The sequence below is a fragment of the Dyadobacter arcticus genome, assembly GCF_011762185.1.
GTDB lineage: Bacteria > Bacteroidota > Bacteroidia > Cytophagales > Spirosomataceae > Dyadobacter > Dyadobacter arcticus.
Map to the genome: position 1 here is coordinate 620647 of NZ_JAASQJ010000003.1, position 24413 is coordinate 645059.

13 protein-coding genes are annotated in these 24413 nt (G+C 44.1%); 11 read left to right on the forward strand and 2 right to left on the reverse strand.

Annotated features, from left to right (window positions below; all coding sequences use genetic code 11):
• The first annotated feature begins 3 nt into the window (after positions 1 to 3).
• Entirely contained in the window at positions 4 to 1308 is a 1305-nt protein-coding gene (locus tag FHS68_RS16130) for a bifunctional folylpolyglutamate synthase/dihydrofolate synthase (protein ID WP_167271928.1), read from the forward strand.
• 6 nt (positions 1309 to 1314) lie between these two features.
• A complete protein-coding gene (gene trmB / locus FHS68_RS16135) occupies positions 1315 to 1974 on the forward strand; it encodes a tRNA (guanosine(46)-N7)-methyltransferase TrmB (protein ID WP_167271929.1) in 660 nt (219 codons plus the stop codon).
• A gap of 54 nt (positions 1975 to 2028) precedes the next feature.
• Here the strand turns inward: trmB and gap are convergent, their stop codons facing one another.
• Positions 2029 to 3042, reverse strand: coding sequence for a type I glyceraldehyde-3-phosphate dehydrogenase (gene gap, locus FHS68_RS16140; protein WP_167271931.1), 1014 nt, complete (start codon positions 3040 to 3042; stop codon positions 2029 to 2031).
• 391 nt (positions 3043 to 3433) lie between these two features.
• On the opposite strand from gap, the gene FHS68_RS16145 reads away from it, so the two are divergent.
• Both FHS68_RS16145 and FHS68_RS16150 read left to right on the forward strand, forming a co-directional pair.
• Positions 3434 to 4249 (forward strand): 2,3,4,5-tetrahydropyridine-2,6-dicarboxylate N-succinyltransferase, encoded by an 816-nt coding sequence (locus tag FHS68_RS16145; protein ID WP_167271933.1) that lies wholly within the window; start codon positions 3434 to 3436, stop codon positions 4247 to 4249.
• Positions 4250 to 4434: 185 nt separating this feature from the next.
• Positions 4435 to 4815: a helix-turn-helix transcriptional regulator gene (locus FHS68_RS16150; RefSeq protein WP_167271935.1), complete on the forward strand. Its 381-nt coding sequence runs from the start codon at positions 4435 to 4437 to the stop codon at positions 4813 to 4815.
• Between the two features lie 36 nt (positions 4816 to 4851).
• On the opposite strand, the gene FHS68_RS16155 is transcribed toward FHS68_RS16150, so the two are convergent.
• Positions 4852 to 6759 carry a T9SS type B sorting domain-containing protein gene (locus FHS68_RS16155; RefSeq protein WP_167271936.1) on the reverse strand — a complete coding sequence of 636 codons (1908 nt, stop codon included), beginning with the start codon at positions 6757 to 6759 and terminating at the stop codon, positions 4852 to 4854.
• Between the two features lie 267 nt (positions 6760 to 7026).
• Between FHS68_RS16155 and FHS68_RS16160 the strand changes: the two genes are divergently transcribed.
• The 7 genes from FHS68_RS16160 (at position 7027) to FHS68_RS16190 (ending at position 24373) form a co-directional block, all read left to right on the forward strand.
• Positions 7027 to 10260 carry a SusC/RagA family TonB-linked outer membrane protein gene (locus FHS68_RS16160; protein ID WP_229211926.1) on the forward strand — a complete coding sequence of 1078 codons (3234 nt, stop codon included), beginning with the start codon at positions 7027 to 7029 and terminating at the stop codon, positions 10258 to 10260.
• A gap of 13 nt (positions 10261 to 10273) precedes the next feature.
• Positions 10274 to 11782, forward strand: a complete 1509-nt coding sequence (locus FHS68_RS16165) for a RagB/SusD family nutrient uptake outer membrane protein (RefSeq protein ID WP_167271938.1) — start codon at positions 10274 to 10276, stop codon at positions 11780 to 11782.
• A 346-nt stretch (positions 11783 to 12128) separates the two neighbouring features.
• Entirely contained in the window at positions 12129 to 14429 is a 2301-nt protein-coding gene (locus FHS68_RS16170; RefSeq protein ID WP_167273316.1) for a DUF1549 domain-containing protein, read from the forward strand.
• Positions 14430 to 14590: 161 nt separating this feature from the next.
• The gene (locus FHS68_RS16175) at positions 14591 to 16018 is read left to right on the forward strand and encodes a DUF1501 domain-containing protein (protein WP_167271940.1); all 1428 of its coding nucleotides are present in this window, start codon (positions 14591 to 14593) and stop codon (positions 16016 to 16018) included.
• Positions 16019 to 16402: 384 nt separating this feature from the next.
• Positions 16403 to 19606, forward strand: coding sequence for a SusC/RagA family TonB-linked outer membrane protein (locus FHS68_RS16180; RefSeq protein WP_167271942.1), 3204 nt, complete (start codon positions 16403 to 16405; stop codon positions 19604 to 19606).
• Between the two features lie 39 nt (positions 19607 to 19645).
• Positions 19646 to 21154 carry a RagB/SusD family nutrient uptake outer membrane protein gene (locus FHS68_RS16185; RefSeq protein WP_167271944.1) on the forward strand — a complete coding sequence of 503 codons (1509 nt, stop codon included), beginning with the start codon at positions 19646 to 19648 and terminating at the stop codon, positions 21152 to 21154.
• A gap of 519 nt (positions 21155 to 21673) precedes the next feature.
• Positions 21674 to 24373, forward strand: coding sequence for a c-type cytochrome (locus FHS68_RS16190; protein WP_167271946.1), 2700 nt, complete (start codon positions 21674 to 21676; stop codon positions 24371 to 24373).
• Positions 24374 to 24413 lie beyond the last annotated feature (40 nt).

The window sequence follows — 24413 nt, forward strand, 5'->3', positions numbered from 1 at the left end:
GTAATGGATTACCAGGATACCATTGATTACCTGTACAGCAAACTTCCGGTTTTTCAGAATATAGGGGCCCGAGCTTTTAAGCCGGGCCTTCAAACTATTAGAGACCTTTGCGAATCGCTTGGCAACCCTCAGGAACAATATCCCACCATTCATGTTGCCGGTACCAATGGAAAAGGCAGTACATCGCATATGATTGCTGCTATTTTACAAACCGCAGGCTACAAAGTAGGGTTATATACTTCCCCTCATCTGAAGGATTTTAGGGAACGTATAAGGGTGGACGGTCAGAAAGTTAGTGAAAGGTTTATTGTGGACTTTACCGCCGATCAGCAATCTAACATTGAAAAACTGAATCCTTCATTCTTTGAGGTTACAGTGGCGATGGCATTGTCGTATTTTCAAGTTTTGGAAGTCGATGTTGCTGTCATTGAGGTTGGTATGGGCGGCAGACTGGACTCGACGAACATCGTCACCCCGGTTTTATCCCTCATTACAAACATTAGCCTCGACCACACACAATTCTTAGGTGAAACGCTTGCCGAAATAGCTGGCGAGAAGGCTGGCATTATTAAACAAGGTATTCCCGTAATCATTAGTGAGCTTCAAAGCACTGATATTGCCAATGTTTTTATTGAGAAAGCTATTGAACTGAATGCTTCGCTAACCTTTGCATCCGACCTATATGAAGTGACGGATCTCGGCATCCATAAAGGGCTGATGAAATTGAATGTCGAAGCCAGGCGTAGCAAAGATATTTCGTGGCCGGACTTAAATTTGGATCTTGGCGGGGCATATCAAAGAAAAAATATATGCGGGGTACTTTGCGCGATAGAGGTACTTAAATCAAGAGGTTACCAAATCCCAACATCTGCTGTTTATCAGGCATTATCTTCTGTAACTAAGCTGACGGGCCTGCTGGGACGCTGGCAACTCTTGCAGGTATCACCCACAGTTTATTGCGATACGGCACATAACATTTCCGGATTAACGGACACCATTAAACAATTTCTGACGATTCCTGCCTCTCAGCGGCGTTTTGTGATTGGGTTTGTCGGGGATAAGGACATTTCCGGCATCTTAAAGTTGTTTCCTAAGAATGCGTTCTATTATTTCTGCCAGCCGTCCAACGCCCGGGCATTAATGGCGTCAGAACTGACAGAATTTGCATTGGCTAATGGTTTAGAGGGCGAAACGTATGAAAACGTAAATGAAGCTTTGAAACGGGCAATAACAGACTCAACAGTGAACGATGCCATATATGTGGGCGGCAGCACTTTCGTTGTGGCGGATCTTGAACAACTATTGTAAAATCGAATGACGAGAAGGAAAATGCATTATTACCGCTTCAACGGGGACGCAGAAAATGTGATCGAGGCTGGAAAACCTTTATATAGCCAGATCCGGGGCAATTGGAACGAATCGTTTTTCAACAATCCCAATCCAATCATATTAGAATTGGCGTGCGGAAAAGGCGAATACTCCATCGGTCTCGGTAAAGTGTTTTCAGACAAGAATTTTATCGGGATGGACATTAAGGGCGACCGGATAGCAAGGGGAAGTGCCGTAGCCAGCGAGATGGGTTTGAGCAATGTAGGATTTCTCCGGGCAGGGATTCGATATGCCCGAGAATTCTTTGAACAGCACGAATTAAGTGAAATCTGGCTGGTCCATCCGGATCCGCAAGTCAGAGACCGCGACGAAAATAAACGGCTGACCAATCCGGATTTTCTGAACATGTATGCGGATTTCATCAGACCTGGCGGGATGTTTCATTTGAAAACAGATAGCGATTTCTTGTATGATTATAGCCTGGACATGCTTGGAAAGTCGGGCCGGTTTTGCGTCGTTGAACATACCGCTGATTTATACCAATCGCATTTAGTCGGCGAGCATCATGGTGTCCAAACACATTATGAGCATATCTTCACTAAAAAAGGCTATTCAATAAAGTATATTAAAGCAAAGCTTTTATAAAGAAAACGCCCTGTTCATCGTCGATGAGCAGGGCGTTTTGTAGTTTAATCCTTTTTATTTTCCAATAAGGCTTGCAAAATAATATACGGTCCTTACCAATTGTGATACGTAAGACATCTCATTGTCGTACCAGCTAACAGTTCTTACGATCTGAGTACCGCCCACTTTTTGTACCCTTGTCTGAGTTGCGTCGAAGAGTGATCCGAAATTGATACCAATGATATCGCTACTTACGATTTCGTCCTCAGTGTAACCGTAGCTTTCATTTGAAGCAGCTTTCATGGCTGCATTGATTTCTTCAACGCTCGTTTCCTTTCCAAGAATGACGGTCAATTCAGTAAGTGAACCGGTCAATGTAGGAACACGCTGAGCGGAGCCATCCAATTTTCCTTTCAGTGATGGAAGTACAAGGCCAATTGCTTTGGCAGCGCCTGTGCTATTTGGAACGATGTTTTGAGCAGCCGCCCTTGCTCTCCTCAAATCCCCTTTTGCATGGGGTGAATCCTGTGTGTTCTGGTCATTCGTATAAGCATGAATGGTAGTCATTAGGCCATTCACGATACCAAATTGCTCTTCCAATACCTGCGCCATTGGGGCCAGACAGTTGGTTGTACAGGAAGCGCCGCTGATAATAGTCTCAGAGCCGTCCAGAATATCGTGGTTCACGTTAAAGACGATCGTTTTTAGATCTCCGGTCGCTGGGGCAGAGATGACTACTTTTTTTGCGCCTGCTTTAATGTGCGCACTTGCAGATTCCTGACTGGTAAAGAAGCCGGTACACTCGAGAACTACGTCCACATCATGAGAGCCCCAGGGAATTTGCGCAGGGTCACGTTGAGCGTAGATGACGATATTTTCACCATTTACTACAATTGAATTGTCGGTTGATTTTACGTCAGCATCGAAACGACCTTGTGCTGTATCATATTTCAGCAAATGGGCCAGGACTTTTGGACTTGTCAGATCATTGATGGCTACGATATCAATTCCTTCCATATTATAAATCTGGCGATAGACAAGGCGACCGATGCGGCCAAATCCGTTGATTGCTACTTTAACTTTAGACATATCTCTTTTGATTGGTTATTTGGCGCAATATTAACAAAAATGACGACCGATATAAAGAAAAGAGTCTAAAAAATCAGGGAACAAGGGCTAACATAACATTACTAGTTTAATTAGTAATTTTGTCTATTTTACGATTTAAATTAGCATTATTTGCCTGTGATTTACTAATTTAAATAGTATTACTTATTGATTGTACTTTTCCTCTTGTTTACCTCGATTGCATCCTTCTTAGTATCCTATTAAACCCTTTTACCCTATATTTGCAATCGATCTGCTCTCATTCTCAGAGCCGTTTCATTATCAGCGTGATCTCAGAATTTAATACGCATTTATGACGCAACATAATGTAATAGAGGAACTTAAATAGTTTTAATTAATCAAATACTCGAACATGACTTTTACCCAGCAAATCGAGTCGTACTGGAACGACAGAGAACTTTTAAAAGAAGAATCAGCTAAAAATTACATCAGAGAGATCATTGAAGAGCTTGATAAAGGCAGGATTAGGGTAGCCGAACAAAAAGAGGACGGAACCTGGACGGTAAACGAGGCTTTAAAAAAGGCCATCATCCTCTATTTCCCTATCCAGCAGATGCAGGTGAGCGAAGCTGGCATCTTTGAGTACCATGATAAGATGAAGTTAAAGAGTGGTTACGACAAACTTGGGGTACGCGTTGTGCCACCCGCTGTGGCGAGATATGGAGCATTCATTTCGAAAGGGGTCGTTCTGATGCCGTCCTATGTGAACATTGGGGCATATATAGACGAGGGTACAATGGTTGATACCTGGGCCACTGTGGGCAGCTGCGCCCAGATCGGTAAAAATGTACACCTCAGCGGTGGCGTAGGAATTGGAGGCGTGCTTGAACCCGTTCAAGCGTCACCGGTTATCATTGAAGATGGCGCATTTATAGGATCCCGCTGTATTGTAGTGGAAGGTGCCCACATTGGCAAAAGGGCTGTTTTAGGCGCTGGCGTAACTATTACAGGCAGTTCCAAGATCATCGATGTGACCGGTTCGGAACCAGTGGAATACAAGGGTTTCGTACCTGAGGATTCGGTCGTTATACCTGGAACGCTTCCAAAAGAGTTTGCTGCTGGCGTTTATCACGTTCCCTGTGCACTCATTATAGGTAAAAGAAAGCCAAGCACTGATCTGAAAACTTCGCTGAATGAGGCATTGAGAGAAAATCACGTCGCTGTGTAGCTTAAACCAGATTCTCACCCAGAAATACGGTGCTTTCAGTGCCGTTTTTTTTGCTGCCAATACTAGTATACATTTGTAAATAATTTGGTTTAATATATTAGTAAGTTATAGTATTAAATTTATAATTGCCTTTTATAAATAAAATCATTGATTTACATTTGTTTATTAACTTCTTAAACCATAATATGGACCTCAGCGATAAGATAAAGCAGATCCTAACCGATAAAAACATTACTCCTTCCATTTTTGCGGATGAAATTGGGATACAGCGATCTAGTATTTCGCACATTCTTGCTGGCAGAAACAAACCCAGCCTGGACATCGTCCAGAAGATCGTTAAGCGTTTCCCCGAGTTAGGCTTGAAGTGGATATTGGACGATGAGCCGCTTCCAACCTACCACGCTGACCACCAGGTTGAAATACGAAGCAAGAACATTTCTGAAAGTATACAGCCAAAAAGCAAGGCAATGAAAGAGCTGCAGAAACAACCAGATGAAAAATCAGTGGAAAAAATATTGATTTTCTACTCAGATGGCACTTTCCAGGAATTCCGGCCGGGGAAATAATAATTTAAATTGATTGTGAGTAAGATATTTACCCCTCTATTTTAGGACTTGGATAGTTCCGTTTAAGTCTCTTTCAGCAGTTTTGATGACGTAAGGGTAACTTCCAGCGGGAACAGGAGTTGTTTTGTAGGTTCCATCCCACGGCTGATTGTAGCCACTCGACTGAAAGATTACTTCGCCCCAGCGGTTGAAGATCCGCATTTCGACGATCTGATCCTTTGCGTTATAAATTTGAAAAGTATCGTTGTGCCCGTCGCCATTGGGAGAAAACGTGTTGGGGATGTGCATTTTATCAACCACAAATACAATCGTCGAAGCTTCCTCCACACATCCATTGGACGAGGTAACTGTCAATGTATAAACTGTTTCCTGTGCTGGGGCCACAATCGCATTCTTTTCGGTAATTGCTGACTGAATGCCATGAGGTGGAGACCATGCATAGGTATAGGCCAGATTGGGTGGATTGATAGTCGGTGTTAGTGTTGTTCTGGAACCTTCAAGGACGCCTTTTCTATCAGGCAGAGAAAGTGTAAAGGCCTCTGATCCAATTATAATGGTATCTTTCCCAGCACATCCCATCGTCTGGTTTGTGATTTCGATCACGTAGCTTCCCGGTTCGCTTACAGATAGTATTGCACTTTTTTCACCAACCACTGCATTATCTTTGCTCCATACAATCAATTCGCCGGTTTTAAGGGAACCATCATTTGCGAGCAGCTTCATGGATTCACCTCTGCACAATGTATCCTTATCTGCTGAAATCAATGCGAGGATCGGATCAGCATAGTGCGCATAAACCGTCTGAGAACTTGTATCCCTTGAACATTTTTTAGTATAGCTCTTCACCACCGAATATTGGCCGGAATCCTTTACCGTGATCGTTGGATTGGTTTCGCCCGGAATGTTCAATCCATTCAACTGCCATTGATAAGACCAATCTGCTGAAATTTCGGTTTCCAGCTGAATCGGGCTTTCCGGGCAGAATGACACTTCGGTAACAGGTTTAGAAAGCAGCTTGATAACGGGCTGCTCCGGCTGATCGTCATTGCAATCGATGACAAGTAGCTGAAAATCTCTTCGAACCAGCCCGATCCGCTTCCCATTTCGCATTTCCTCACATTGCACGGTCAGAACATATAAGCCAAGCCGATCCGCGGTGACCGTCAAAATTCCTGAACTGCTTATCTTTAAAGGATCACTTCCGGATATGACATTAGCCAGCGTAACCCCGGATTCCCAATTAACAGTTGGATAACCTCGTTTTGAAGCACTGTTGCCGGTTGGCCGCTGCGCGTCAGTATTACCTCGGAGCGGCGTTACCAAAGAATACCTCAATTCATCGCCATCTGCGTCAGTAGCACTCATATTCATGCTGAAAGGGCGGTTGCTACAAATGTATTGACCATTTGGCGGGACAAATTCCGGAGAACTATTCCTGATTTGAAGGGGCGGAAACTCAATATAGAATACCATCCCACTATTTCCCGGGTCAATGATGTTATTAATGTCACTGTTCCGACAGCATCGTTCCCATACCATGTAGTAGCCGGCAGCCGCATTAAATTTATTAGTATTGAGCGTGATGAGGCCTCTATATGTCCCAATTGTAGTGTTCAGTGATCTGACTACCGCACAGGCTTTATTTTGGTAAGCAATGGTCTCAGAATTAATGTAGTTGACCCTAACGCTATCAATTAGCCTATTATCGCTCTTTTGATAAATGAAGAGAACTGCAAAGGCATCTCTGTTACCAGAAGAAGTAGGCGTGGCATCAACAATATTATTTTCGTCCCAGAACTGGATAAGTGTAACTTCAAAGGTGTTGATATTTCCATTTGGCCTCATTTTCAACTCCCCACCAACGATATGGTTCGCATTTGCTTTCGGCGTGCAGCAAATTAACAGTGTTAAAAAGAACAAAATGCGAACTAAACCTCGGCTCATATAATAAATCGCTAGCAACCACACATTTTCTAAAATTAATAAATGGCATCCTAAATGCAGGATTTTGGCTCCAAAACTTTATTTCTTATGAAATTATATTAATTGTTTGTTTCATACACTTTTTGGCTTTTTACCGGACAGAACAGGATAGTAAGCCTTGTTTTTACGGATATTATTGCTAAATTAAGTACAATTCAAATCATTAATTGTACTAATTGAATAGAACGACTCATTATTTATGTTCCACCAAAATCAATTCCTTAGCGTATGAATCTACCTCGACTATTAAAACTCAACACTGGCCCCCAATCACTTGGAAGACTGATGATTGGGGCGGTGCTTTTGAGCGGCATCTGCACCGACATCGCACAGGCAGGTGCAAAAAATGGCAAGTCCGATCGTTCGATGGCAATAACCGTCGACCGTCCTGTGAAGGGGAAGCTTACCGACGATAAAGGTCTTGCTTTACCAGGTGTAAGTGTGATTTTAAAGGGTTCCAGCACGGGAACCGTCACGGATCCCGAGGGTTTGTACACCATCAATATCCCTGAATCTGGCACAAATGTGCTGGTTTTTTCATTTGTGGGATATTTGTCTAAGGAAGTTACAGTCGGTAACCAGTCGACGATCGACCAGCAATTAGTGGTTGATACCAAAGCTCTGGAAGAAGTAGTTGTCGTAGGTTATGGTACTCAGCGCAAGCGCGACATTACTTCAGCGCTTTCAGTTATCAATATCGATGATATTGGTGAGGTTCCTAAGTCCAACGTAACCCGTATGATCCAGGGACAGGCACCAGGTGTGATTATCAAGCAAAAGAGCGGAACTCCGGGTCAGCAATTTGAAGTGAAAGTAAGAGGTATCAGCTCTCTGGGAGCAGGCAGCGATCCCTTATATGTTATCGACGGATTTCCGGTTGGTATTTCGGTGGGTCAAAACCTCAATCCGAATGACATTGAAACAATCTCAGTCTTGAAAGATGCTGCATCAACCGCTATCTATGGTGCGAGAGGTTCTAATGGTGTGGTTTTGATTACAACTAAATCTGCCAAAGAAGGAAAGACGAACCTGAATATCTCCATCGATTATGGGGTTCAGAATGTTCCGGAAGCCAGAAAAACCAAAGTGTTGAATGGCCAGGATTTCGCGCAGTTTAAAAAGGAAGTTTTTATTGGCAGGTTCCTCCTTGCTAACAAAAGAAACCCAACCAACGAGGAGATTCCCGTTGACTTCCGCAATCCAGAAAACACAAAATATTCTACAAACTGGTTTGATCTTATCCTGCATAACAATGCGCCATACAAGGACATCAACCTTTCGCTATCCTCAGGAAAAGGCCCGATCAAATCGGTTATTTCTGCGGGTTACTACAAAGAGGATGGTGCATTGAAGTACACAGACTACGATCGTGCTTCAATACGTACCAACCTGATGGGTGATGTGAACAAATTCATCACCATGGGCCTCAACATGGCCGGAAGCTATTCCCGTTCCAGCTTGTCCAGCACCGACGGCCGCAATGCACAGGTGGGTTTAACATTGATCAGTGATCCACGTTACCCTGCTTATGATGAAAAAGGGGATTTAATTCCTTATTATAATGGTGTGGGAGACATATTCGGTTTTCCAAATCCATTGTACCTGCTAAAAAACGTCAAAAGAAATCGGAACATCGCCGATGTGATTTCCAGTGGCTACATTGAAATTAAGATCCTTCCAGGCTTAAAGTTCAGGTCATCTCTCAATGCCAAATTGAACTACAATACTTACAAGGAATTCGTACCCTCCACCATCGGGCTTGCCATTGCAACCGGCAGTAATGGTGCACCTCCGCGCATTGCCTCAGCGAGGGACGACTCGGAAGAACTGCGTAACTATTCTGCGGACCAATTGCTGACGTATGACCTGAATATTGGAGAAGATCACCATTTTGACGCTTTGCTAGGTTACACTGCGCAACAGGAAACCGTAAAAGGTCTTTATGGATCAGGTAATACATTCCCTGATGATTTGGCGCCGTATTTGGGTAATGCAACCATTCGTTCATCCAACTCTATCGAAAGAACCTGGACGATGATTGCTTACATGGCCCGTTTGAACTACTCTTTTAAAGACAAATATTTGCTATCAGCATCCATGCGTCGCGAAGGAAGCTCCCGGTTTAGTGAGGGGCACCAATTTGGCAACTTCCCGGCTGCATCTGTGGGCTGGAGACTTTCGGAAGAAGCATTTATTCCAAAAACACCTTGGTTAACGGACCTTAAACTTCGCGCAAGCTGGGGTATGACCGGTAACAATAGCTATGCGGTGAGTGCAAACAACAATTTCGGAGTAGGCCAGAATTCAGGTGACGATGGAAACTACGCGAGTTTGGCTTTCCTGGGTTTGAATAATTATGTGTTCAATAATACGCTGGCGTCTGGTAAAACAGTAACCCGTTTTGCCAATTCTGAGCTGACCTGGGAGAAATCAAATCAAACCAATGTCGGTATGGATTTGGCTCTATTCAATAACAAACTGGTGTTCACAGCCGAATACTATAAGAAGATCACCGATGATATGTTGTTGGGTTATAGCATTCCAGCTGTTTCAGGCTTTACTTCAACCCTTAAAAATTTAGGTAAAGTGCAGAACCAGGGCGTTGAATTGGCAGCTACCTACCGGATCAAGGTTGGACAGATCAATTTCAGGACTAATGCCAACATTACTTTCAACCGCAATAAAGTGCTAGCCATCAGAGGCCAGAACGACTTCATTCTCCAGGGTAGTCAATACGGTGGATATAACATCCAGCAGGTTGGACGTCCGATCGGTATGATTTTCGGTTACAAAAAACTGGGCATCTTCAATACCCAGGCCGAGATTGATGCAGCCCCATTGCAAGAAGGCGCAGTTCCTGGTGCGATGAAATTTGCTGATTTGCACGGAGCAGCCAATGGCGGCCCGGACGGAATTGTATCCTACGATACCAAGGATATGACCGAAATTGGTAACCCTAACCCTAAGTTTAACTGGGCATGGACGGTTGCAGCAGACTACAAGAGATTTGACGTCAGCGTGTTGATGATGGGTGCCTATAAATATGATATTTACAGAAATATCGAAGCATCCACAATGAATATGGACGGTGTGTTCAATGTCCTTGAAAAGGCGAAAGACCGCTGGAGATCCGCTGAAAATCCTGGTCCAAACCCGAATGCGAAAAACTCACAGGGAGGAACTGATTATTTCAAATGGTCACGCGAAAGCAGCGAGCGTTATGTATACGACGGAACCCATATGTGGATCAAAAATGTAACCATTGGCTATACACTTCCAAAAGTCGACGGAATCCTGTCGGATGCTCGGATCTTTGTCAATGCAGCCAACTTGCTTCTTGTGACCAAATATCCAGGAAACAACCCGGACGCCGGTGTAAGAGGCGGAACAGAACTGAACAACGACGATGAGTCGTACCCTGTTCCAAGAACGTTCTCTGCCGGTTTAAAAGTTAACTTCTAATCTTTCGATAGAAATGAAAAAAATAACCATACTAGGAATTATTATTACCGGCCTGTTGCAATCTTCCTGCGGCGAAGATTTCCTCAACCAGACCGATCCCACCAAAGTAGGTGTGGATGTATTTTATAAGAATGAAGCGCAAGTCAAACAGGCACTTAACGGTGTTTACGGGCAAATTCAGGGGATAACTAACTCGGCGTACCTCTTCGGGGAATTCCAAACGGATAATACCACTATTGACTTGAACCCTTCCGACAGAGGGGGAGCAGGTGGTTGGGAAGCATTCGAATTTTCAACCGTCAATTCGGGTAATGGTGAAATCGCGAACCTTTGGAACAGTTACTATGCGACGCTTTACAACCTGAACCTGACTCTCGAGAAAATGCAGGAAGCGACGCTGGACGATGCACCGAAAAAAGAAATAGAAGGTCAGCTCAAATTTTTGCGCGGCTATCTTTATTTCAATCTTGTTCAGTATTTCGGGGATGTGGTGATTGTAACCTCCACGCTTGCGACGCCCGATCCTGCTTTTGACCTCGTGCGTTCTCCGCAAACAGAGGTTTGGGCGCAAGTAGAAAAAGACCTGAAAGAAGCAGCAGCCTTATTGCCAGCCAAGTATACCAATGCGGCGGACAAAGGACGCGCTACCAAGGGTGCTGCGCTTAGTTTATTGGGTAAATCATACCTGGTTAATAAAAAGTATGCTGAAACAGCGACCACATTGAAGGAGGTTACCACATTGGGATATGCGTTGAATGCAAATTACGCAGACAATTTCGACCCTTCCCCGGCCAAAAAGAATGGTGTTGAATCCATTTTTGAGATACAATACCAGGGTGATAATGATCTTGGCGAACAAAGCTCATTTGAATATGTATTTGCTCCCCGGGTATCCAAAGGTGCGGTAACCGGTTATGCAGCTGGTGGTAACGGCGGAAGGAATGCTCCAACGAATGATATCATTGAAACATATGAAAAAGGCGATTTACGTAAAGACATTTCGCTGAAACCGAGTTTCACACTGGACGGAAAAGTATATCCGGTTCCTTATGTGAACAAATACAATTACGCCCATACCATTGTGCAGCGTACCAACACCAACTGGCCTGTGCTGCGTTATGCAGATGTGCTGCTCATGCTGGCAGAAGCGATCAATGAGCAGACTGGCCCAACAGCTGAAGCATTGGATTATCTGAATCAAATCCGCAAACGAGCAGGACTTACAGCACTTTCGGGATTGGACAAGACTACATTCAGAACCGCGGTATTAAAAGAACGCAGACTCGAACTTGCTTTTGAAAACCAAAGGTGGTTTGACTTGAAAAGAACAATGACGCCAGCCCAATGGGCAGCATTCATGAACGCGCACGGCGCCAAGGAAAGGGCCAAGCCGACAATTGACCGCGGTAATGTGCCATTCAACTCTACGGATTATGTGTATACTGAAAATGAATATTTTCTGCCCATACCAGCCCCGCAGATCCTGATCAATGCCAAATTGACTCAAAATCCTGGGTACTGATTAAAACTATTGTCAGCCTGAGCGTAGTCGAAGGTCGTTGCCGTCGAACGGCAAACATGTTTCGACTGCGCTCAACACGACAAATTGGTGATCATTTTTCTTTACAATCTTACACAAACGTGCAGCCAGGCTCTCCATTTTAACCTTAATGTCTAACCTTGGTACATTCTGGTAAGATTTGTAACTTTAAGTATCGTAGTTCGTTACCACATTAATATAGTTTTACCGATATTATTTCTTCAAATTCATCATTCAGGTAACTGCTGAATATTTCTAAACCCCTAATTTTTACATTGTGTTACTCCAAGCAAACGACACTTTCTGGCTTTGGCAATTTTTAGGGCGGCTGCATCCGTTGCTGGTACATTTTCCGATCGGGCTTTTGTGCGTCGCGCTTATTTTAGAAATTATAGATTGGCGAGGAAAATCCAATAAGCTGCGTGCCGGCATCCAAATCCTGATTTGGATTGGAGCCGGCAGCGCCGTTTTTGCAGTAATATTTGGTTGGCTGCTTGCCAGCCAGGGCGATTACGGCGGCGACAGCCTTGAAATACACCGCTGGGCTGGGATTACAACAATGGTTTTATCTGTAATCGCAGCTTTCTCCTTTCAAAAGCACTACCTCAAAGTATATCGATCATTCTTATTCCTAACGGTTTTCGGCGTTACGTTTGCAGGGCATTACGGTGCCATGCTAACCCATGGCGACGATTACATTTCCAGTGTGCTGCCTTCCGCGCAGAAGCTGGAAGCCGCTACGACAGAAGTGGATTTCATTGCAAATAATACAGGAGAATTAAACGATCAGCAGATTCAGGATCTGAATGTTGAAGTCCGGACCATATTGGCGCATAATTGCTACAATTGCCATGGAGAAGCCAAAAGCAAAGGCGATTTAAGATTAAATACTAAGGAAGGGATTATGAAGGGTGGTGAAAGCGGTTCTATAATCGTCAAAGGACATCCGGACCAGAGTGAAATAATCAGAAGAGTTTCGCTTCCCAAAACCGATAAAGAAGCCATGCCGACCAAAGGTAAGCGGTTGACCGAGCGTGAAATCAAAGTGCTTCAGTATTGGATTGAAAAAGGGGCAGTATGGCCTGATAAAGAGAAAAGTATTTACCGCGTAGCCGCGCTTGAACCACGCATGCCCCAGGTTCCCGCTCCAACCGGTAACCTCAAAAAACCCATTGACCTGATTGTAAATACCTATTTTGTTAAGAATAAAGCTAGCTGGAAGCCGGTGGTAGATGACCGTACATACATTCGTCGGGTATATCTGGATATCATTGGCTTGCTTCCGCCTCCTGAAAAAGTAGAATCATTTGTATCAGACCCGCGTCCGGATAAACGCGAACTTCTTGCAAAGGAATTGTTGGATAGAAACGACGACTATGCGCAGCATTGGATGTCATTCTGGAATGATGCATTGAGAAATGATTATTCAGGAACCGGTTATATCACGGGCGGAAGGTTTGACATTACCAAATGGCTTTACAAATCGTTGCAGGTAAACAAGCCCTACAATTGGTTTGTCAAGGAATTGATAAGCCCCAGTCAGGAATCTTCAGGGTTTATAAAAGGAATTAAATGGAGAGGCACGATCAATTCGAGTCAGCGCACCGAAATGCAGGCAGCTCAAAACGTTTCACAAGTTTTGCTGGGCCTCAACCTTAAATGTGCTTCATGCCACGACAGCTTTATCAGTGATTGGAAGCTGGAAGATTCATATGCTTTTGCAAATATTTTTGCAGACACCCTATTGGAAATTAACCGTTGTGATAAACCGACAGGAAAAATAGCCGGAACAAAAATGCTGTTCCCCGAACTTGGAGAAATCAGCATCGACCAAAGCACTGAAAAACGACTTCGCCAGCTGGCTGATTTCCTGGTACAGCCAAAAGACGGCCGTCTTTACAGGACCTTGGTGAATCGGGTTTGGGCTCAATTAATGGGCCGTGGGATTGTCGAGCCTGTGGATATGATGGATAACATTCCATGGAGCGAAGATCTGCTCGATTGGCTTGCTTCCGATTTCGTAGCAAACGGATATGATATGAAGAAGCTTATTTACACGATTGTTACTTCCAATACTTATCAGCTGCCTTCTTCTTCGGTAAAAGAAGCAGGTGATATCATGGCCAATGAATACAAATTTTCCGGTATGGTCCGGCGCAGGCTAACCGCAGAACAATTCACAGATGCCATAAGCGTTGCCTTCAATCCAGTGTATGCCGACTCGGCGGTAGTTACAAAATTGTTGCCTGATGGCATGCAAAAGAAATTGCCATTTGCCCGCGCAGGTTTTGTTAAAAACGATCCCTTCCTTACATCATTGGGAAGGCCGAACCGGGAAACTGTGAGTACCAGCCGAACTTCGCAAGCCAATTTGCTGCAGGCACTGGAACTGACTAATGGGAATAAGTTTACCGAAACGCTTAAAACAGGATCGAAGCAATGGCGGGCAAAATATCCAACTTCCGAACTGCTGGTAACCGCGTTGTATAAAAAGTCACTTGGGCGGGCACCATTGCCGAAGGAAATAGCAGTTGCAAAAAGAATTTTGGGGTCGAGCCCGAGCGATGAAGGTATCCAGGATTTGATGTGGGCTATCGCCCTGGTTCCCGAATTTCAGCTGATATATTAACAGGACTGTGATAGCAACATATGTGCCATTCTAAATTATCTGAACATATAATATTACCAAGATTATTATCCTTTTAATTTTGATTGATTAATATAAAAAGTATAATTAGTAAAGTAATGATTGATGTTTGTTTCGAAATCAGTCATTTAAATATAAGTTAGATGAACACGAACTGGAATAGAAGAGAATTTTTACAACGGGCAAGCGCAGCGACCATGGCAGCGCTCGCCGCAGGAGCGCCAGTATCCGGCTTACTTTCCGGCTGCAAGCAGATTTCAGGACCTGAATCTTCGGCTGATACTGTTATTTTGTTGTGGATGGCAGGCGGAATGGCACATACCGAAACATTCGATCCCAAGCGCTACACGCCTTTTGAGAAAGGCATGGAAGGCAACAGAGTGCTAAGTACTTTCAAGTCTATGCCTACGGTTTTGGATGGTATCCATTTCTCAGAAGGATTGCAGTCTATTGGCAAAGTGATGGACAAAGGCACATTGATTCGATCTTATGTTGCTGCCAATATGGGTCACATCCTGCATTCGCGGCATCAATATCATTGGCATACTTGTTATGAACCACCTCAAACAGTAGCAGCACCACACTTGGGTTCCTGGATCGCCAAAGAACTCGGACCGAAAAATCCGGTAATTCCAGCATTTATTGACATTGGGCAACGGTTCACGGTAGGGGAGGCAGAAGAGCTGAAAGCCTTCCACACAGCCGGTTTTCTTGGCAATGAATTCGGTCCATTCTTTATTCCTGATCCTACCCAAGGTCTGGAGAGCGTACGGCCGCCGGTTGGAATGGATGCGAAAAGGTTTGAGAGGAGAAATCATCTTTACAACGAGTTAATTAATAATAGTCCGGTAGGCGAATTTGGCAGTGATTACCAGCGCGAATCTCTTAAACGATCCATGGAGCAAGCATATGCTTTGCTTAACTCCCCAGAGTCAAAAGCATTTGACCTGAGTACTGAGCCCAAAGAAAGCTACGATACCTATAACACCGGAAAGTTCGGCTTAGGCTGTTTGCTGGCACGTCGTTTAACGGAACAAGGCGCAAGATTTATCAGCGTAACCACCGAATATGAACCTTTCAAAGGCTGGGATACCCATGAAAATGGTTTTACCCGCCTCGGTGATATGAAAAAGCAAATCGATGGGCCCATTGCTCAGCTAATCAAGGATTTGGATCAGAAAGGTTTGCTCGACAGGACGATGGTTGTACTTGCTAGTGAATTCAGCCGGGATATGATGGTAGAAGGAAAACCGGATAATAAGGTGTTGGAACAAGTGGACCAGCCAGATATTTTGTCTGAACTAAAGTTTTACGGAATGCACCGCCATTTTACTGATGCAGGTTCGATGCTGATGTTTGGCGGTGGTGTAAAAAAAGGATTTGTTTACGGTAAAACGGCTGACGAACGTCCGTGTAAAACCATTGAAAACCCAATCAAAATCGACCAGGTTCATCAAACCATTTATCATGCAATGGGCATCGCCGGCGATACGCATTATGATGTCGAAAAACGACCGTTTTATACTACACCCGATGGAAAGGGTAAAGAAGTCGCAGAACTATTATCCTAAACCCTTACCCATAAAAAAGCACCCTGCATCGCTGTCGGGTGTTTTTTTTATGCCTTTAATCCTAAAAAGTCATGGCAATTAAATATTTCACAAAACCAGACAGAGCAGGACAGTCCGTTATGCTATTCCTTTTAGTATTGCATAAAATATTACTTTAAGAACTAAATCTTGTCCTTTTAAGAAACAAAGGATATTTATTTCTTAAAGTATTTCAATTTATAATCACCAACTATTTATAATTTATCAGTTATCCCTGCAAACTATCGCTGCAGTGTGGCAAAATTAAAATAAGATTTAAACAATAAAAATTAAAATATTTCAAATACTACTGTTCCTAGACCCCAAAGTCAATATCTGCTAAATTTTAAATCCAAACCAAATCGTATGAATCAATTTCGACAATCTTCTAATTGCGGCAAATTGAGTGCCATGCTGAAGTTATCGCTGGGCCAGGTGCTCATTGGGGCTGCATGTGGGCTTAATGCTATGGCTGACAACCATACTGCGCCGAACTTTTTAACGGAAAGCAACTACGCAGTTGCTGTTGACCGGACCATTAAAGGAAAAGTGACCGACGATTCCGGAGAAAAAATTCCGGGCGTGAGTATCGTTCTTAAGGGATCCACAACGGGTACCGTTTCCGATTCGGAAGGTGCTTATGCGATTACCGCCCCGGATCAGGGCGGTATCCTGATTTTTTCTTCAGTTGGTTTTTTGAGCCAGGAAATAACATTGGGCAACAGTGATGTTATCGACATTAAACTGGCAACTGACGCGAAAGCACTGTCAGAAGTGGTAGTTGTGGGCTACGGTAGCCAATTAAAAAGAGAAATTACAGGTGCCGTGCAAACAGTAAGCGCCGCCGACATTAAGGATGTGCCGGTTTCGCAGGTAACTCAAAAATTACAGGGACGGCTCGCAGGCGTTCAAATCAATCAGACTACGGGCAAGCCCGGGCAAGGAATGTCGGTCCGTATCCGCGGACAATTGTCTGTTACAGCAGGTAGTGATCCTTTATATGTTGTAGACGGTTTTCCTATCACGGGAAGCATCGGAGCTATAAATCCGGACGAAATCGAAGACATTACGGTTCTTAAAGATGCTTCATCAACATCTCTGTACGGCTCAAGGGCAGCGAATGGGGTAGTACTGATTACCACCAAACGCGGTAAAGCAGGTGAAACTAGTGTGAGCCTGAATGCTTTCTATGGTATCCAGAAAGTTCCTGAAAGAGGGCGTTTGGCGATGCTGAATGCAACTGAATTTGCACAGTTTAAAAAAGAATACTACGAAGATCAGAACCAGCAAGTGCCGGTAGAGTTCCAAAATCCTTCCTCATACGACGGAAAAAACAATGACTGGTATGGTTCACTATTGAGAAAGGCCCCCATTCAAAGCTATAACCTGACAGTTACTTCAAATAAAGAAAACCTTCGCACGTCGCTTATTGCGGGGATTTTTAATCAGGAGGGTGTTGTGCTGAATAACAAGTACAAACGTTACTCACTTCGGATGAACTCGGAGTATGATGTAAATAAAAAGGTAAAGGTCGGCTTCAACCTCGCCCCACAATATGTGTATGACAATACGCCAAGAACGGACGGTGATCGTGGAACGGGTATCCTTTTCAATGCCCTGCATACATGGCCTGTAATGCCGATACGCGATGCAAATGGTGAGCTGACTAAGTTTAATCAATTCCCTGGAAGCACGGGCAATATCTTCGCATACCCAAACTGGCTTCGGGCTGCGGAAGAGCTTGTCAACGAACAAAAGCAAACCAAATTATTAGGCAACACCTATCTACAGGTAACGCCGTTGAAAGGGCTCGTACTTAAGGCGACCCTGAATGTTGAATACGAAAACAACAAGTTTTTCTTCTTCAACCCGTCCACTGCTACGAGCAGTATCAACACCCCAATTCCGACAACGGCTGTTTCAATCCGTCAAAGTCTTGAGAACATTGGCTGGCTGAATGAAAATACTGCAACCTACAGTAAGACCTTGGGTGACCACAGTTTCGAGTTATTGGCTGGTTTTACACAACAAAGGTTTCGTCAGGAATTCGCGAGGATCACTGCAAATACATACGCAGATGACCGCCTGCCAACAATCCAGGGAGCTCTGAACATTGACAGGAATGGCGGTAACACTGCAAATGGTATAAACGAATGGTCGCTGGTGTCATACCTTTCCCGTTTATCATACAACTACAAAGGTAAATATTTGCTGACTGCTGCGGTTCGTAGCGATGGTTCTTCCCGCTTTGGCTCAGAAAATCGCTGGGGTACATTCCCGTCAGTTTCTGCCGGGTGGGTCATCTCGGATGAAGAGTTTGTGAAAAGTATGCCAAAAGTTTCGTTTGCAAAACTTCGCGCAAGTTTTGGTGTGATCGGTAATAACAACATTGGTAACTACACACAGTATGCGCTTGTAAACAACACTACCAACGCGGTGTTCGGAAGCAATGTTGCAACCGGTGCAGTGGTAACCTCGCTGTCCAATAATAACCTGGGTTGGGAAACGACAAAGCAATTTGATTTTGGCTTAGACCTAGGTCTGTTTAACGACCGGATCACATTCGTTTATGACTACTATACCAAACGGACAACCAATTTGCTTTACGCGGTACAGATCCCACAGGAAGCCGGATTCGGCAATTTTAATGACAACATTGGCGAAATTAAATTCTGGGGCCATGAGTTTTCGCTTACCACCCGAAATTTAGATGGTAAGCTGAAATGGACTACAAACGCCAATATCTCGTTTAATAGAAATAAAGTGTTGGAACTGGCACCAGGCATTGACCGTGTATATGGTTCATTCCACATTACGCAGGTAGGCCAGCCTTTTGGTCAATTCTATGGTATGGTAAAAGAGGGTTTCTATATGAATTCAGAAGACCTCGCGAGTTCACCAATCATTCCAGGTCGTTCGGCTATAGGAACTATTAAATTGAAAGACGTAAATGGAGATGGTAAAATTACCTATGGTGGTGACGCTGACGACCGTACAGTTATTGGCAGCCCATTCCCTAAATTCATTTATGGTTTGACCAACAACTTTAGCTACGGGAACTGGGATATGTCAATCACAGGATCAGGCTCACAGGGAAACCAGCTTTGGGTTCGTCACCTTTACAGTACTGCCAACCTCGATGCTGTATTTAATATGGTGGCAGGAGTAAAGGATCGCTTCCGAGTAAAAAACAACGCTGCGGGTGTAGCAACTGAGGTTATTTCTACAGGAAACGGTATGTATGGAGCATCTAACAACGGTGGTAACTACACAGGGGTTGAACGCGACTGGAACAGTTCACACTTCCTGGCCAATGCTTCCTTTTTCACCATTAAGAACATTACATTGGGCTACAACGTAGGAATTGCGAACAAATTTTTCAAATCCGCCCGTCTGTACGCTTCTGCACAACAAGTGTATGTATTCACAAAATACTGGGGTGGACCTAATCCGGAAACCAGCGCACAGGGTAACGGCGACGGCGACGGTGGTAACTTGAGCCAGGGTGTTGACCTTTCCAATTATCCGGTTCCACGTACCTTTACACTGGGTGTTAACCTGAACTTTTAAGCCATAACGTTAACTAAATTCATTATTAATTCTGATCAAATGAAAACAAAATATATAGCGACCTGGCTTTTGGCAATTGCCCTGACCGGTTGCAAAGAAGAATTCCTGACCGTAATACCTGAGACAGCGCTGAGTTCAGCTACCTTTTTTGTCAAAGAAGCTGATTTTCAACAAGCTGTAAACGCCGCATATGTCCCGCTTCGCCAGTATTTCAATGAGCGGGCTTGGGTATTGGAAGAAATGCATTCCGATAACACCTATTATGCGCGAAACACGCTATATGGTGCGGTCGACCCGACGGAGAACGTTGCCGACTTCGCCGTTCCAACTTCCGGCGGAGTGACTGCAAACGACAATGTGCTGGTAGCATACCGACTTAACTATCAGATCATTGCCCGAGCAAATCAGATTTTGACATCAATTGACGCGATTGATTTTGCAGAAGCCTCCAAGAACAACTTAAAGGGTCAAGCGTTGTTCCTAAGAGGGTTCGCGTACTTCGAGCTTGTGAGGTTGTTTGGTAAAGTTCCTTTGCATTTAATACCTGTCACAGGACGTGAAGATGCAGCATTGCCGCTTGCATCAACAGAGGAACTCTACGCGCAGATTGAAAAAGATGCCAAGGAAGCCAGTACGCTTTTGTTGAACAAAGCAAAACAGGAAGCAGGTCGTGCCACATCGGGCGCTGCCAAAACGTTGCTGGCAAATCTTTATCTAACCCAGAAAAAATGGGCGCTGGTAGAACCTTTGATGAAAGACGTCATCACTAACGACGGATATAGTTTGATACCTGATTATGATAATGCATTTTCTTTTACGTCAGCTAACAAAAACAATGCTGAGTCAGTTTTCGAGATCCAGTACATGGAGGGCTCGGCAGGTTATAATGGTGGTTTCGTTTACCGTTTTATACCCTCTCCAATCACCATCGATGAATTGAGGCCAATTACCGGTACTTCTAATACACAGCCAACTTCGCAGGAAAGCAACAACATTCCGACACCGGATTTGATTGCAGCCTATGAAGCCGGGGATAAAAGGAAAGACATTTCCATTGGTTATGTAACGCTAAGCCAAAGTCTGGCAGAAAACAAAAAGTATCCTTACATCAAAAAATACGCCCGGACGCACGCGTTACATGGTAATACTGGTCAAAACTGGCCGGTTTATCGCTTTGCAGAGGTATTGTTAGTCCTTGCAGAAGCTTTAAACGAACAGGGTAAACCAGCAGAAGCAGGTACATATATCAATCAGGTTCGTGCGCGTGCAGGGCTTGCGGCTACCAAAGCCGCTTCGCAAGCCGATATGCGGGAAGCCATTTTCAAAGAAAGACGGGTTGAGCTGGCATTTGAAAACAAACGCTGGTTCGACCTTACCCGGACGGGACGTGTGAAGGAGATCATTGGAGCCTATGGAGCAAAAGTAAAAGCTAATCCAGCAGCCTATTATTTTCCAAAAGGAGCCGTCCCACCGCCAAACGCATTCACCGTCCTGGACGATTATTATGGTCTGCCGGCTATTGAGTCCGCTTTAACGCCGAGTTTTTAATGAATTTTGAATGACTGAATGAGTGAATGAGTGAATGAAAAATTTTGAACGACTGAATGAGTTAATGAAAAATTTTGAATGAGTGAGTGAGTGAATGAGTGAATGAAAAATTTTGAATGAGTGAATGAGTGGATGATTAAATTGGGCATTCAGTAAATCGATTCAAAAGTTTCACTCATTCAATCATTCACTCATTCACTCATTCACTCATTCACTCATTCAATCATTCAATCATTCACTCATTCACTCATTCACTCATTCAATCATTCAATCATTCAATCATTCAACATTTAAAAGGTGCATCAGGCTTCGGCTTGGCGCACCTTTCTTCTTTTCTTCAAGCCGCTCATACCCGACACAACAGGATGGTCTCATCGCGCATAACCCCTAATATTGCTATTATCAGATTATTTAAAGTTTTTGTTAGTTTTATTTAAGATAGCAGCAGCATAGTTATATTTGGAAAACGACAATTTTATTCATCATTTATTTATAATTACTTAAACTCTGAGCTGTAAAATGTATACAAAAAAACAATGGTTAAAACTTCCAATGGCACTTGCGGTATTACTCGCCGTGAGCGTTTTTTGCGGAGTTATGTTAAGTAACCGAACTGCCAAACACCGCCCTCCGGGCTCCAAGGTCGACAAGATCAAATTACCTGAAGGTTTTAAGGCGGAGCATTTGTACAGCCCTTCCGAAGAGAAAAACGGTTCCTGGGTTTCAATGACCTTTGATGATAAGGGTCGAATGATCACTTCTGATCAGTACGGCGGGCTTTTCCGTCTTGTTCTTCCAGCCATCGGTTCAACAGAAAAGCCAACTGTTGAAACATTAAAAGTTGAAGGGGATACAGCAAAAGTGGCAATGGGTTACGCGCACGGTTTACTTTACGCATTTAACAGCCTGTATGTCATGATCAACAACCGTGAAAATGCCCGTTTTCCAAAAGGCAGCGGCTTGTATCGGTTACAGGATACGGACAAAAACGACCAGTACGACAAAATTACGCTTATTAAGGGGATGAAAGGGGAGGGGGAACATGGCCCGCACAGCATTATCCTTTCTCCTGACCAGCAATCGCTTTACGTCGTAGCCGGTAACTTCACCGATCTTCCAAAAATGGACAGCTATCGTCTGATGACAAACTGGAAAAATGACAACCTCTTTCCATTTATCAAAGATCCACGAGGTCACGCCAATGACAGGCATGCACCAGGTGGCTGGATTGCGCATACCGATCCTGACGGAAAAAACTGGGAACTGGTAAGCGCCGGTTATCGTAACCCATATGATATCGCTTTCAATGAAGCTGGCGACCTTTTCGCCTATGATTCGGATATGGAGTGGGATTTCGGTACACCATGGTATCGTCCAACCCGCGTTTGCCACGCCACCAGCGGCGGAGATTATGGATGGAGAACTGGTTCAGCCAACACTTCACCAGCATTTGCTGATTTCCTTTCGCCCGTTATGAACATTGGCCAGGGATCGCCAACAAACCTTATTTACCTGAAAGACGCAAGGTTTCCAGCCAAATACAAAAACACATTGCTTGCATTCGATTGGAGTTTTGGTATTGTACACGGCTTGCACCTGAAACCAAGCGGTTCAACTTACACTGCTGATCATGAGGAATTTCTTTCCGGCGCGCCGCTTCCTCTAACCGATGGTGCGATTGGTCCTGATGGTGCACTCTATTTCCTGACTGGCGGTCGTCGTTTGGAATCCGACTTATATCGTGTGTATTATGGTGATTATAAAAACATTCCGGCTGGCGCCAATGTGGTTAAACCAACATTGACTACCGAGCATAAGCAACGGACCGATTTGGAAAAATTCCATGCGAAGAAAGATCCAAAAGCGGTTGAAACTTCCTGGCCATATCTTAAAAGCCCCGATCGTTTCTTGCGTTTTGCGGCTCGCTTAGCCATTGAGCACCAACCTGTTGCAGAATGGGAAAGTAAGGTTTATGCCGAAAAAGACCCACAAACGCTTATCTATTCGTCGATTGCATTGGCACGTGAGGGAGACTCTACGAAAGTAGGAGGGCCTATCCTGACAGGATTGACGAAAATCGATTATGCTAAGCTGGACGATCTGCAAAAGCAAGCACTTTTGCGCGCAGTTGAAGTAACTCTTTACAGAACAGGGCAACCAGACGCAGCTACCAAACAAGCATTAATCGCTTACCTGAATCCAAAATATCCGTCGTCGAACGCATTACAAAACCGTTTCTTAAGTAAAATCCTCATAACGCTCGAAGCTCCGAAAGTGGTTGAAAAGACACTTGCGCTGATCCAAAAAAATGAGAAATTTGACGATAAGGATAATGAAATGGTGACTGCTTCGGCGGACCTGATTTTGCGCAACCCGCAATATGGATTAGACCTGGCTGGCTTACTTGAAAAAATGCCGCCTGCCCAGCAAATGTATTATGCAATCATGCTGAGCAGCGCAAAAACCGGATGGACTCCGCAATTGAGCGAACAGTATTTCAAATGGTTCCATAAGGCATTCAGTTACCAGGGTGGCCGTAGTTACATCGGATTTATTGACAAGGCACGTCAAATGGCTTTGAAAAATGTCCCAAAGGATAAGGTGGAATATTATAACAAACTTTCTGGTTCTGAGTTACTTACAGGAAGTGGAAATGACCTTGTTAAACTTTATTCTCCAAAAGGCCCTGGCCGGGGGTGGAAAGTGGAAGATGCGGTAGCACAGGTTCAGGATAGTCTCGCAAACCGTGATTTTGACAAAGGAAAGATGATTTTCTCGGCTGTACTCTGTAATCGCTGCCATATGATTCAAGGCGAAGGCTCAGATGTTGGTCCGGATCTCACGCAATTGGGAACACGTTTCTCTGTGAAGGATATGCTCGAATCGATCATCATCCCCGACAAAACAGTGTCTGATCAGTTTGCATCGGTGGCTTACACGCTGAAAACTGGTGAATCAATCGTAGGACGTCAAATCAATGAAGATGCTAATACTTATTTCATCGCGCAAAATCCGTTTGATTCCAAAACCGTTCGTAAAATAGCAAAGAAGGAAGTTTCGTCCACTAAGATGTCGACCGTTTCGGTAATGCTTCCAGGATTGATTAATGGTCTGAATCCCAATGAATTGAGAGATCTTGTCGCATATTTGATGTCTGGCGGAAATAAACAGAATCCGATCTACACAGATGGTGCCAAAACACAGAAAGGCGGCAAATAGATAATCCAATTTTCGAGTAGATTATGGTTTATTAGGCTTA